Here is a 12,569-nt window from a genome sequence, read left to right on the forward strand (position 1 = left end):
AAATATAATGTAATAATAAAATGAAAAATATATGTAATATATTGGTTTGAATAGGTCTAAAGACTGGGTAATGAGATACAGTAGTTTCCTTTGCACGATTCAAAGTACATCATAAGAAAGAGGAGCCGGATGTATCATGGAAAATCAGAGCGGAAGTACCTTTCAACAAAGTTGTCTATCGTTCATTGAGACCTTGTTTCCAGACGAACCTTTTCATTTCTTAGAAGAATCGAAAGCGACGGACGCCTTTGGTTATCCCGGTCGTCAATTGTTTTTCGCTTCACCTGCCCGTACTTTGAAATTCACTGTACTCGAGCAGGCGCATAAGCATTACACACGTGTATTCGTATCCGAGAAAACAAGCGAAAATACGTTTTTTCGTCAGTTATTAGAAGCAACATATGACGACAATCAATTATACATCGATCATATCGTCCAAACAGAATAACAAAAGAGATCAAAATCAGCTGATTTTGATCTCTTTTGTTACGCTTCGATAGAAGAAAGACCCCGCTTTAATGCTTGATCAATGGACGTTGCCATCTCATCTCGGACAGACGATGAGACGAGTCGACCATCAAAATAGATTTCCTTCGATAGACTGAGATGAACCAGTAAATCTTCAAGAATGAGCTTTAGATCAAGCGGTTGCGATGGTTCAAGCGCTTGGTGCATGAATTCACTCAATGAAGGATGCTGAACATACTTCGGATCGATGAGATCAATGATCGTCGTGTCTAAAGCAAGAGCCAATCGTTCCAAAACTTGAGCAGAGGGAATGCGCTGACCACGTTCGTAAGCGGAAATGTCCGTTGCTGATTCACCACAACGTTCACCTAAAAATTTTTGAGTATACTTGTGTTGTTTGCGCAATTGCATGATTTTTTTACCTAGTGCACGATTCATGGCACTCCACTCCTATTCTTCAGCTCATTCTTTATAGTACTAATTAACCACTTTCAGTATAAAAGAAACCTGATAAATGTAAAATATCGTTTTTCAAGGAAACTAAAAAAATGAAATGGGTTAAAATAGAAATTGATTTTTGGAGAAAATCGCCTATCGTTTCTGTCCATGCTATTCTAAAGTGATATCAAATAAGGGAGTGTCTTCATGAAAAAAATCACCTGGTCCGGCTATGTCGTCTTTGCCGTCCTATTGATCCTCTTCATCTCAAGTTCGATGCCTTATCAGGCACAATCGATCAAACCTGGTCTATCTCGCTATATCCCATTAGGATTCGTCGATCATCTGCGATTCATCTCCTTCTCGTATCATGGAGAAGTCAGTGTAGCGGCGCTCGGACGCAGTGGATTCATTGAATTTTTCATTCGTAAAGCAGCGCACGTCTCGACGTTTCTCGTATTAGGTATCGGTTTGATTGATTTGACGCGTCGTCGTTTGACACCGGGTCTTGCCGTCTTGTTCGCTTACTCATTAGCAATCACCATCGCTGTGTTTGATGAGTTTCATCAAATTTTAACGGGTGACCGGACTGGTCTCGTCCAAGATGTGTTACTCGACGGAACCGGAGCATTGATCGGAATCGGATGCTATCTGCTCGTTCGTAGGAAAAAAGTACAGCGCCAAGCAGGAAGTCTTTCTTTCTGGCACGAAAAGAAAAGGCATCACTCTTAACGAAGGAGATGGCCCTATGAAGACTGCCCATTTGTTGATGACAAGCGTCGGTCGCCGGACGAAACTGGTCGAGTACTTCGTTCGTGAGATGTCGGACGGTCACGTCAGTACTGCGGATTGTAATCCACTCGCACCGGGTCTTTATATGACGGAACGTCATCATCTTGTCCCGCGCATCGACGCACCGGGGTATATCGATCACCTACTAGAGTTGTGTCAGCGGGAAGGCGTAACGGCGCTGTTGTCATTGATCGATCCCGAACTGGAGTTGCTCGCAGCGGCAACGGAACGATTTGAAGCGATCGGTGTCACGGTTCTTGTCTCCCCAATGGATGCGTGCCAGTTATGCTTTGATAAATACGCTATGTATACGTATTGTGTTACGGAAGGGATTGCCCATGCACGGACATATGCGACGCTCGACGCATTCAAAAATGCGCTTGCGCAAGGGGAAATCGCATTTCCAGTCTTCGTAAAACCACGTAACGGCAGTGCTAGTCTTCATGTCCAGGTTGTCTCCTCCCTTCAGGTCGTCGAAGGATTGTTCGCTGTCCATCCGAATTTATTGATTCAGGAATACTTAAGAGGACAAGAGCTTGGCGTTGATGTGTATGTCGATTGGCTGACGCATGAAGTGACGGATATCTTCATTAAGGAGAAACTCGTCATGCGCGCAGGAGAAACGGATAAGAGTCGCTCCGTCAAACGCGACGACGTCTTTGAATTGATTGAGCAGATCTTAGCGGGAACTCGTCTCGTCGGGCCACTAGATTTTGATCTGTTTGATGTGGACGGAACGCTCTATTTATCAGAAATCAATCCACGATTTGGTGGGGGGTATCTTCATGCCTATGAGTGTGGTGTCAATTTTCCGAAAGCGATCCGAAACAATCTCCACGGGCAACGCAATCCTCGACGAATCGGGGCGTATACGGAAGACATCTATTTGTTGAAGCACGATACGGTGACACTATTGCCGGCATCTCTACTTGAGCAGATCGAAAAATCATGATACGCACGAAAAAGGAGTGATCCGGTAACGTACCGGGTCACTCCTTTTTATGGAAGAGAAGGATTAGGAAAGAGAAACGCGTGCACGCTTGAGGCATTGCACGGCGGAGGTCCAGTTGCCGAAGAGGGCGTTGATCGTCGAGGTGCTCGGAACCGAGCGACCTTCTGCCCATTTCCGATAATGGATGATGCTGAGAGAAGGTAATTCTTCTTGTGCCTGTCGCAGTGCTTCAAGGACGTCTTCTTCGACCCATTTCCGGCGAGGTGGAGCGATGTCAAGGCAAGCGAGAGCATCTGCCCACGAACCATATTTACGGGCAATCGTCGCGACTGTCGGATGTCCATTTTCCTGTGCCCAAATCGCATACGTCTGTGTTGTCAAACGCGGAAGGACATCGGAAGCTTCAAGTAAAGCAGTGATGATTCGTTCTTCCGTCATCGAGATGGAGCGTGTCATCTCGATCTGTGCTTCTTCAAGCGCACGTGACCAAGAGCCGAAACGTAAGTTGATCAGCGTCAAGGATGGACCGTGTTTGGCCTTTGCCCACTCCCGGTAGCTATTACTATGGAAAGGATGTAAACGTGTCGATGCTTCCTTGATGAAAGCAAGAATCTCTTCATCTGAAAAATATGGACGGATCGATGAGAGACCAGCGGCTTGGAGTGCTTCACGCCAAGAGCCGAATACATTGATGATCGTCGTGATCGATGGAATGTCTTTTCCGACCGACCAGCGCGCATATGTCTTTGCGTCGAGAGAGGGATATTCGATACTAGCTTCGATCAGGCTATCGATGACTTGTTGTTCTGTCCATTTCTTCATGATGTCATACCCCTTTCGTGTAAGTGCGTCTAGGTGTGGGTACTGTCGTGAGGTGGAGGTCGACGAAGCGACGCATAAGCGAGAAGGCTGAGCCAAATGAAATAAAATCCACTCGGTCTGACGAGAACACTTTCCGTGAATTGGAGTAACCCGAGCCAGCTGGCTAGCAAGAGCGCGAGGAAAGCGAGATCCGTCGTCTGAATGCGAAACAGTCGATAAAACAGATACAGAAAGACTGCACCATACAGCAGACAACCAATGAGACCGAATTCGTAGAGAAACGTGATCGGTGTACTATGAAATGTATAAAGAATCCGTTCACCGAGTTGTTCCTGCAGTCCACGCGGGGCACTTCCAATCCCGTGACCGAACCAGAGTGCGTCAGCGGAAGCGTGCCACCCTGCTTGCCAAAGCGTAAATCGTCCGTTAAGACTAAGCAAACGGGGAAGCAGACCTTGAAATGCGAAGACGGCACATAAGATCAGGCTTCCTGTCACATAACAGGCAGCGACCTGCATCCGGCGTCTCGTTCCCGGAACCATTCGAATACTCGTCAAGAGTGCCAAGAGGACGAAGGAGTAGATTCCTGTCTGCGAACCGCTCCTTAGCAAGGCAATGACGATCAGCAGTAAGAAAACAGCGTGCAGAAGACTTTGCCAACGTGGAAACTGTCGCAGTAGATAGAACCAAGCAAGCAGTCCTCCCGGAACGAGCCACGCTGCGAACGTATTCGGATTGTTCGTCAGTCCAGCGAGGCGAAGGAATGAACCTTGCTCTCCGACATACAGCTGAGGAAACGACAAAGGACCGATCCGAAGCCATTGTAGGTTTTCGACCGGAACATACGTTGTGCCAAACGAGACGATAAGTGCGTAGGAAGCGAGAAAGACAGCTTGTCCGTAAAGGAAGTAATACAGAAGACGATGCCATTGGTCGATCGATGCACGGGAGAGCGAAGAGACGATGCCGACGAAAAGCCAAGTCGAAATGAGGTAAAGCGAAACAAGGACACGATCCGTATTCGCGTTAAAAAAGAAAAATACGATATGAAATGTCAGATAAATCAGAAAAATAAATCCGATTTGATGTCCAGTTGCGCGATTGACGCGATAGAACGGTCGTAAAATGAACCAACAGACGCTGAACAGAACGATGTAGGCAGGAAGCAACCAAAGTGACCACTGTTTCGGTAACACTTCGTCCGTAAAGGATAGAGGACGAATCCAAGCATCGAGCATGATCCAAATGACTAGGATGGATAAGGCAAACGATATGGGTATATTGGCTGATTTTAACATGATTTCTAAAGACTATCCACCCTTCATATAGGACTTATTACCGATTCGAATACTTTTTAATCGTCAAATTTGTATTTACCCTCATCTTTTAAAAAATCATGCAGACCAATGAAAAAATATTAAAAAAAACGCAATCATTTTTTCGTGAATCGCGTTTTTTTTGTGACATGAATTCCTGCTGTGAACTTGCGTCACGCAAGCGAGATAGCTACCGAAAAAAATATAATCATTTTCACCAAGCTCTAATTGTTTTGGAATTCGATTGGAAATAAGGTGTAGACATAACCAATGTCCATCCATTCGGTCAAGCTAGAAAGAGGTGAACAACAGTGAGCTCGATGCATCAAAGAAAAACCTTTGGAGATCATCTGACGACACTCCGACGCGGCTGGTGGCTACTGGCACTCTTCACGATGCTCTTCGCAGGTGCCGGATATGCACTCAGCACGTATGTCATTCCGAAGACATATGAAGCGACGGCCTACATCCTCGTCGTTCCTCAAGCAAACGCAGAGGCGACATCGACGCCGACACTCGTCAGTACCTATCAAGATATCTTGCGAAGCCCAGAGGTCGTCGATCAGGTCGCCCAAAAGATGAACGTCACCGACAAGCGATTATTCGATTTGACGGATCGTCTGACGGTCTCGAGCAATCTCGATTCGCAAGTCATCGCCTTATCCATCACGGATCGTTCAGCGGAGCAGGCAGCCATTCAGGCAAATACGATGACGGAAGTCTTCCAGGATTATCTCCCGCAACTGATTAACACGAGTAAGACGGAAGTCTTCTCCAGTGCACGAATTCCAACGAAGCCCGTATCTCCGAACATTTTGATGAATACGGGAATCGGTGGTGTCCTTGGTTTAATGCTCGGACTCCTGATCGTCTATTCGCGCTCGTTAAGCAAAAAAGAAGTGACACGTGAAGCGACCGACAGTTATCCGAAAGTCATTCCCCGGACGCACTCATGAGAGAGGAGAGGAGACACCATCATGCAGCATTCCCCGCTTACCCCGTATCGTCGGCAGTTGAAGATTGGACTCCTTCGCCTGATCGACGCCGGAGTCATCGCACTCGCAACCGTAGTAACGTTCTACTTCTTTAATCCGCTCCATCTCACCGTCAATTTCGAGTTACAGGATGCGCTCGAAATCGCACTCATCCAGTGGATTGCCCTCACCTTCGTCGCTCATTGGATGCGTTTCTATCAAATCATCTGGCGCTACGCGAGTTTACGTGATCTCGCCGTTCTCCTCGTCGTCGTCCTTGCCAGCAGTTTCGTTTTACTTGGTCTTGAATATGCGTTGTTCGACTTTGCGGTCGAACGGGCGATCTTCTTGCAGACAGGACTTGTCTTGAACGGTATCTTATTCGTCCGGTTGTTGATTCGTGGCCGTAGTCTCAGACTCGTTCCGGAGCATAAGACGCTCGGCAAACGGACGCTAATCATCGGTGCCGGAGCTTCCGGACAGATGATCACGAAAGAACTGAAACAAAAGAAATCGCATATCTTAAACGTCGTCGGATTACTCGATGACTCGCTTGAACTACGCGGGATGCGAATTCACGGTGTTCCTGTCATCGGAGCGATCGAGCAACTTGAATGCATCATCGAGGAACAAAAGATTGAAGCGGTCGTCCTCGCGATCCCGTCCTTACCGTATCCGCGACGAATCGAACTGTTGAATCGAATTAAACAGACGCAAGTCGAGGCGCATACGTTACCGATGCTCGTCGAACTCGCTTCCGGTAAGGTCTCGATTCAACAAATCCGTGAAGTCTCAATCGCTGATTTACTCGGACGGGAACCAGTCGAGCTTGATATCACGGAAATCGAACGAAGCGTGCATGGAGCGACGGTCCTCGTCACCGGTGCCGGTGGATCAATCGGTTCCGAGATTTGCCGGCAACTGATTCGTTTTCGTCCTGAACGACTTGTTCTTCTTGGACACGGTGAAAACAGTATCTACCTGATTCGCCGGGAACTCGAGTGTCTCAGCCAGGACATCCAGTTCGAATCCGTCATCGCCGATGTACAGGACAGTGACCGGATGCTTGAAGTCATGCGACGCTTCGAACCGGACCTTGTCTATCATGCGGCAGCCCATAAGCACGTCCCACTGATGGAGGATAATCCGAGCGAAGCCGTCAAGAATAATATCTACGGAACACGTAACGTCGCCCGAGCAGCAGAAGCGGCTGGAGTCAAACGCTTCGTCATGATCTCGACCGATAAGGCAGTCAACCCGACGAGCGTGATGGGCGCGACGAAACGAATCGCTGAGATGGTCATCCAACAGATGGCAAGAAATAGCGAAACGACGTTCGCCGTCGTCCGGTTCGGCAACGTCCTCGGAAGCCGCGGTTCCGTCATCCCACTTTTCAAGGAACAAATCGCGAAAGGTGGACCGATCACGATCACCGATCCCCGGATGACACGTTACTTCATGACGATTCCGGAAGCGAGTCGTCTCGTCATTCAAGCGAGTGTCCTCGCAAAAGGTGGCGAAGTGTTCGTCCTCGATATGGGTGAACCGGTCCACATCACGACACTTGCGAAAAACTTGATTCACTTGAGTGGATTTACGGAAGAACAGATCCCGATCGTCTACAGCGGGATTCGAAAAGGGGAGAAACTCTACGAGGAACTGCTCGCTCGTGATGAGGTGCATGACGAACTCGTCTTCGATAAGATCCTCGTCGGAAAGACACGCCCCTTCGGCTCCGTCGATCCGTACTTGCGTGAGATCGCCCAAGCGCTTGATCGGGACGATACACTTCGCCAGTATTTATTAGAAGCGACGAACGAGACCGATGCCGATCCAGTCGCACCAACGATGCGGATCGCTCGTAAATAGAGAGGGGGGGAGAACGATGAAAACGGTTCGGCTGTCTCGCTTCAATCTCATCTTCATTGCAGATACAGCATATTCGTTACATCAATGGATGATTTTGACGCTCCTGATCAAATGGAGTACGCCGCTCAATATCGGCTACTTCAATTACGCCCTTGCCATCACCGCACCAATCGTCATGTTCTGTTGGCTGAATGCCAGTACGATCCTGACGGCAGAACGGGCTGGACTGACGAACTTCTGGCTCTTCATCAAGACCCGTTTTTCGCTCCTCTCGGCAGGTGTGTTCGTCCTCCTTGGTGTCTATTATTTCTTCGGTGAAGCGAACATCTTACTGCTGACGTTACTCGTCTATCTCAATAAATACATGGAGTCGTTCGCTGATCTCGGATACGGCTTCTTACAGGGACACACTGCCTTCAAGGAAGTCGCCATTTCGAAGATTTGCCGCAGTCTCTTGAACGTCTCAGGCGCAGCACTCGTCCTCTTTACGACCCATTCGATCCAGGGATTCGTCATCGCCTTGATCACTGGGAACTTGATCATGTTACTCGTCTACGATCTCCCGACGATTCGCCGGGTCGGTCGTGGTTTTGACAATCAAGCGCTCGACTTACGATATCGATCTGGTAAGGAGCTGTTCCTTAAAGCAATGCCACTCGGGTTCGTCGCTCTCCTGATCGCCTTGAACGCAAACATCCCACGATTATTCGTTGGACATGCGATTGGAACGGAAGAGCTCGGATATTATGCAAGCATTGCCTATCTACTCGTACTCGGTAGTCTGTTCATCCACTCTTTGATTGCTGTCTTATTGCCGAACTTCTCGTCAGAGACTGGTGAACGCCAAAGTTTACCGGAACTGCGCAAGCTGACACGGTCGATGTTACTGATGACGAACATTGTCGGGATCCTCCTGATTCTTGGAGCAATCTTCTTCGGAAAGTGGGGTTTGACGATTTTCTACAATGCGTCGTTCGTCAAATATCATCTGATTTTCGTCTTGATGATGATCGCGTCGTTGTTCTTCTATAATTCGACCGTCATTCAGGCACTACTGACCGGCTTCCAGCAGTTTCGAATCCAGACATTCTCGATCTTCGGCAGTGTCGTCGTCAATCTCGTCGCTTGTAGCCTCTTGATTCCGTTGTACGGACTATACGGGGCGACGATTGCATACACACTTTGCGCAGTCACTCAGATCGTCCTACTGTTACCCGCGCTCTATCGCTCCTTGTATCCACGAAACGTCGCCCTCGTCGTCGAACAAAGCAGTTAAGGAGGGAAGAAGATGCGACCAATTCTCTTACTCATCGTCATTGAAGCGCTCGTTTGTCAATTCGCCCGGTCGCTCTTCCCGGACACGTACGTGACCGCCTTGCTGCTCATCAACTCGGTGTTGTTTCTCTATTATCTACTCCGCCAAGCCGAGACGACGCCGCTCTATCTCGTCTTCATCACCGCTTTCTTCGTCCGATTGGTTTTGATGTTCATCGATCTCGAACTGTTCCGCTTACCACCGCACAGTGGGGACGATACGGAAGCCTTTCATCTCGAAGGTGTCCAAATCTTCACCGACCCGTCGACCTTCAATGATGTCGTCCGCGGCACCTATTCCAAGTTTCTCGGAATCTTCTATCTGATGTTCGGACCGGAACGAATCCTAGCTCAGTTCTTCAACGTCATCCTCGGCGTCGTCGCCGTCGTCATTCTAGCAAAGACGTTACAGCGGTTACGTTTACCGGAACGATACGTCTTCGGTGCAACACTCATCTTCGCGTTCTTCCCGCAAGGATTGTTGCTCTCACCGATTCTCTTACGGGATCAGATCGTCGCTCTTGGTATCGTCTATACGCTTTATTACATGGTCCGCTGGACGGAAGAGAAGTCCAGCAGACATATGGTTCTCGCGTATCTCGGCTACTTCGTCAGTACGATGTTCCACTCCGGTCTTGCCGTTGGAATCGTCGTCTTACTCGTCTACTTCTCGTTTTATAGCCATGAGACACGACGCATGGACTTTGAACCGACGAAGGTACAGCGACTGATCTTCCAAGTGCTCGTCGTCGGTTTTATCGTCTACAGCTTCCAGGACGTCTTGTTCGCGAAGTTCACCCACGTCTCGGAAAACGGACAGTTGTTCAGCGGGATGAGCTACGATCGCGGCGGCTCCGCTTACTTGAATGGATTGACGGTGACAGGTCCAGGCGACATGATTCTCTACTCACCGATCCGGATGATCTACTTCCTGTTCTCACCATTCCCGTGGCAGTGGTCGAGTGTCATGAACATCCTGATTTTCTTCCTCGACGCCGTCTTCTATTTCATCGGTTGTTTTGCCATCGTTCGGTCGTTCAAACTGATCCGTCAGCATCCGTTCGGCAGCGTCCTCTTCTTCTTTTTCCTTCTTTTTGCACTCAACGCGTTGATCTTCGGTCTTGGAACCGGCAACGTCGGAACGGCCATCCGACACCGGTATAAGTTGTTCCCGATGTTACTCATCGTCTACACAACCGTTCACTACATGCGCCTGCAAGCGCGCCACTACTTCGAGGAGGTCGAACACCGTGCCGAATAAAACGATCTTAATCACTGGTATCGCTGGCTTCATTGGGTTCCACGCCGCACGCCGTTTCATCCGGGAGGGTTACCGGGTCATCGGACTCGATGAAGTGAACGATTATTATGACCCGACGTTAAAGGAAGCCCGACTTGCTGAACTCGGAACGAACTACACGTTTTACCGAGTCTCGCTCGAAGAGACGGAAGCCGTCGCGCGAATCTTTGAACAAGAATCAATTGATCTCGTTCTCCACCTGGCAGCGCAGGCAGGCGTACGCTATAGCATCGACCGACCCGATGTCTACATGACATCAAACATCGTCGGTTTTCTCTCGATTTTAGAAGCCTGTCGCCATCATCCAGTCGAGCAGTTGATCTACGCTTCATCGAGTTCCGTCTATGGATCGAATACGAAGATGCCGTTCGCGACGACGGACGCCGTCGACCATCCGCTAAGTCTTTATGCCGCTTCAAAGAAAGCGAACGAACTGATGGCGCACACGTATAGCAGCCTTTACGGCATCAAGACGACAGGGCTTCGCTTCTTTAGCGTCTACGGTCCATGGGGGCGCCCGGATATGGCATTGTTCAAGTTCACAGAGGCAATTGCGAAGGGCGAACCAATCGATCTCTACAACTACGGCGAGATGGGACGAGACTTCACCTACGTCGACGATATCATCGAAAGCATCTATCGTCTGTTCCAGACTGAACCGGAAGTCGACGCGACGTTTGACGCGTCAAATCCCTTACCGGATCGTAGCAACGTCCCGTATCGCGTCTACAACATCGGTAGTCATAGCCCGATTCGCTTAAATGAATTCGTCGCCTTGATTGAACGACGCCTCGGTAAGACGGCGATCAAGAACGGGATGCCGTTACAGCCGGGTGACGTCCCGGAAAGTTTCGCCGATGTCTCCTCACTATTTGAGACAATCGGCTACCGACCACAGACGACGATCGAAGCTGGTGTCCATGCATTCATCGACTGGTACGAGAGCCATTACTTGATGAAGGAGGAAATCCAAGATGGCGCTTAAAGAGAATATCTACTATCGCTCTCCAATTTTCATCCAAAATTGGCTGACCTCGTTATACGGTCGGAAGTTGATGCAAGAACGCTACGGTCGCTTCTATGAGCAAAAGATGAAGGAGCTCCGGATGAAGGACCGGACGCGGGATTACCAAGCGGAACAGCTCGAACGTCTGAATGCCTTTCTTGCGTTTGTTGTGGCGCATACACCATATTACAGACAACTCTTTCACGAACATGATATCCAGTTACCGTTTACGTCACTCGAGCAACTGAAGACGATTCCGATCCTTGAAAAAGAGACGCTTCGCCGAAACAATGATGCGTTCATGTCCCGTGTCGATGCGCCGGTCCGCGGACGGACGGGAGGGACGAGCGGAAAGTCACTCCAGGTCGCCTTCATGCGAGAGGATGTCCAGGAACGGATGGCACACCTTGATTACTTCAAGGAACTTCACGGCTTTCACGCTGGGATGCGCCGGGCAAGCTTCACCGGTCGGACGCTGACAGCCGTCGATCAAACGAAACCGATCTTCTGGCGGATGAACCGGCCACTCAATCAATTGTTACTCTCGATTTTTCATATGAAAGAAGAAAACTTCCCAGCCTATATTGAAGAGCTGAATCGTTTTCAACCACGCGCACTCGACGGAACACCGACGGCGATGGTCGAAATCGCCCGTTATATGCTGAAGCACCACATTCAACTGGATATCTCGCTGATCGCCATCTTCCCGACATCCGAAACGGTGACGGAGGAGATGCGCTCCATCCTCGAGGAAGCATTCGGTGTCCCGGTCTTTGATCAATACGGTTCCTCGGAAGGGGCACCGATCATCTCAGAGTGTCGCCATCATAAACTGCATCTGCACCACGAAACTGGCATCATCGAACCGTATGGAGAGGACGGAGAAGTCGTCGTCACCTGTTTTACGACACGCGGCACACCGCTGATTCGTTACCGGATCGGTGACCGGATGACACTCAGTGACGAGACATGCAATTGCGGTTTGAATGGTCCCGTCATCGCCTCGATCGATGGTCGGGGAACGAGCTACATCGTCAGCGAGAAGCGTGGCAAAGTCTTCGAAGGAGACATCACGACGATTGCCCGGGAGCTACCGAACTCAGTTCTACGACTCCAAGTCGAACAGCATGCGCTCAATCACGTGACACTCCGCTATATTCCGGATGCGAAACGTTTCCAACCGAAGCACGAACAGATTCTCTTGAACGAGATGCGCAAGTTACTCGGCTCCGACATGAAAATCGTCCTTGAACCAGTCGAACACGTCAAACAAGAACCGAACGGAAAAACGTTGATCGTCAAACAGTCGATGAAATAG

The 12,569-nt window shown here is 49.3% G+C and carries 12 protein-coding genes; 9 read left to right on the forward strand and 3 right to left on the reverse strand.

From position 1 onward, the window contains the following. The first annotated feature begins 136 nt into the window (after nt 1-136). Nucleotides 137-448, forward strand: a complete 312-nt coding sequence (locus HZS85_RS01025) for a hypothetical protein (protein ID WP_214852257.1) — start codon at nt 137-139, stop codon at nt 446-448. Nucleotides 449-486: 38 nt separating this feature from the next. Here the strand turns inward: HZS85_RS01025 and HZS85_RS01030 are convergent, their stop codons facing one another. Beyond that, a complete protein-coding gene (locus tag HZS85_RS01030) occupies nt 487-906 on the reverse strand; it encodes a helix-turn-helix domain-containing protein (protein ID WP_214852259.1) in 420 nt (139 codons plus the stop codon). A gap of 207 nt (nt 907-1,113) precedes the next feature. Between HZS85_RS01030 and HZS85_RS01035 the strand changes: the two genes are divergently transcribed. Both HZS85_RS01035 and HZS85_RS01040 read left to right on the forward strand, forming a co-directional pair. After that, nucleotides 1,114-1,638, forward strand: coding sequence for a VanZ family protein (locus HZS85_RS01035; protein WP_214852261.1), 525 nt, complete (start codon nt 1,114-1,116; stop codon nt 1,636-1,638). Nucleotides 1,639-1,654: 16 nt separating this feature from the next. Then, a complete protein-coding gene (locus tag HZS85_RS01040) occupies nt 1,655-2,650 on the forward strand; it encodes an ATP-grasp domain-containing protein (protein ID WP_214852263.1) in 996 nt (331 codons plus the stop codon). A 63-nt stretch (nt 2,651-2,713) separates the two neighbouring features. On the opposite strand, the gene HZS85_RS01045 is transcribed toward HZS85_RS01040, so the two are convergent. Both HZS85_RS01045 and HZS85_RS01050 read right to left on the reverse strand, forming a co-directional pair. Beyond that, entirely contained in the window at nt 2,714-3,472 is a 759-nt protein-coding gene (locus tag HZS85_RS01045) for a homing endonuclease associated repeat-containing protein (RefSeq protein ID WP_214852265.1), read from the reverse strand. Nucleotides 3,473-3,501: 29 nt separating this feature from the next. After that, a complete protein-coding gene (locus HZS85_RS01050; protein ID WP_214852266.1) occupies nt 3,502-4,770 on the reverse strand; it encodes an O-antigen ligase family protein in 1,269 nt (422 codons plus the stop codon). A 338-nt stretch (nt 4,771-5,108) separates the two neighbouring features. On the opposite strand from HZS85_RS01050, the gene HZS85_RS01055 reads away from it, so the two are divergent. The 6 genes from HZS85_RS01055 to HZS85_RS01080 are packed head-to-tail and all read left to right on the forward strand — an operon-like array spanning nt 5,109 to nt 12,569. After that, nucleotides 5,109-5,744, forward strand: a complete 636-nt coding sequence (locus HZS85_RS01055; RefSeq protein WP_231496901.1) for a YveK family protein — start codon at nt 5,109-5,111, stop codon at nt 5,742-5,744. A gap of 21 nt (nt 5,745-5,765) precedes the next feature. Further along, the gene (locus HZS85_RS01060; RefSeq protein WP_214852272.1) at nt 5,766-7,631 is read left to right on the forward strand and encodes a polysaccharide biosynthesis protein; all 1,866 of its coding nucleotides are present in this window, start codon (nt 5,766-5,768) and stop codon (nt 7,629-7,631) included. Nucleotides 7,632-7,647: 16 nt separating this feature from the next. After that, nucleotides 7,648-8,907 carry an oligosaccharide flippase family protein gene (locus HZS85_RS01065; RefSeq protein ID WP_214852280.1) on the forward strand — a complete coding sequence of 420 codons (1,260 nt, stop codon included), beginning with the start codon at nt 7,648-7,650 and terminating at the stop codon, nt 8,905-8,907. Between the two features lie 12 nt (nt 8,908-8,919). Beyond that, nucleotides 8,920-10,206: a glycosyltransferase family 39 protein gene (locus HZS85_RS01070; protein ID WP_214852282.1), complete on the forward strand. Its 1,287-nt coding sequence runs from the start codon at nt 8,920-8,922 to the stop codon at nt 10,204-10,206. Beyond that, nucleotides 10,196-11,230 carry an NAD-dependent epimerase gene (locus tag HZS85_RS01075; protein WP_214852284.1) on the forward strand — a complete coding sequence of 345 codons (1,035 nt, stop codon included), beginning with the start codon at nt 10,196-10,198 and terminating at the stop codon, nt 11,228-11,230. The genes HZS85_RS01070 and HZS85_RS01075 overlap by 11 nt, the downstream gene beginning before the upstream one ends. Then, a complete protein-coding gene (locus HZS85_RS01080) occupies nt 11,220-12,569 on the forward strand; it encodes a phenylacetate--CoA ligase family protein (protein WP_214852286.1) in 1,350 nt (449 codons plus the stop codon). Before HZS85_RS01075 ends, HZS85_RS01080 begins: the two co-directional genes overlap by 11 nt.

The organism is Exiguobacterium sp. s130 (genome assembly GCF_018619055.1).
Taxonomy (GTDB): domain Bacteria; phylum Bacillota; class Bacilli; order Exiguobacteriales; family Exiguobacteriaceae; genus Exiguobacterium_A.

Excerpts from the sequence above, each read along its gene's own strand:
- HZS85_RS01065 (WP_214852280.1), top strand. The coding sequence starts at position 7,648 with ATGAAAACGGTTCGGCTGTCTCGCTTCAATCTCATCTTCATTGCAGAT.
- HZS85_RS01050 (WP_214852266.1), bottom strand. The coding sequence starts at position 4,770 with ATGTTAAAATCAGCCAATATACCCATATCGTTTGCCTTATCCATCCTA.
- HZS85_RS01040 (WP_214852263.1), top strand. The coding sequence starts at position 1,655 with ATGAAGACTGCCCATTTGTTGATGACAAGCGTCGGTCGCCGGACGAAA.
- HZS85_RS01035 (WP_214852261.1), top strand. The coding sequence starts at position 1,114 with ATGAAAAAAATCACCTGGTCCGGCTATGTCGTCTTTGCCGTCCTATTG.
- HZS85_RS01080 (WP_214852286.1), top strand. The coding sequence starts at position 11,220 with ATGGCGCTTAAAGAGAATATCTACTATCGCTCTCCAATTTTCATCCAA.
- HZS85_RS01055 (WP_231496901.1), top strand. The coding sequence starts at position 5,109 with ATGCATCAAAGAAAAACCTTTGGAGATCATCTGACGACACTCCGACGC.
- HZS85_RS01045 (WP_214852265.1), bottom strand. The coding sequence starts at position 3,472 with ATGAAGAAATGGACAGAACAACAAGTCATCGATAGCCTGATCGAAGCT.
- HZS85_RS01030 (WP_214852259.1), bottom strand. The coding sequence starts at position 906 with ATGAATCGTGCACTAGGTAAAAAAATCATGCAATTGCGCAAACAACAC.
- HZS85_RS01060 (WP_214852272.1), top strand. The coding sequence starts at position 5,766 with ATGCAGCATTCCCCGCTTACCCCGTATCGTCGGCAGTTGAAGATTGGA.
- HZS85_RS01025 (WP_214852257.1), top strand. The coding sequence starts at position 137 with ATGGAAAATCAGAGCGGAAGTACCTTTCAACAAAGTTGTCTATCGTTC.
- HZS85_RS01070 (WP_214852282.1), top strand. The coding sequence starts at position 8,920 with ATGCGACCAATTCTCTTACTCATCGTCATTGAAGCGCTCGTTTGTCAA.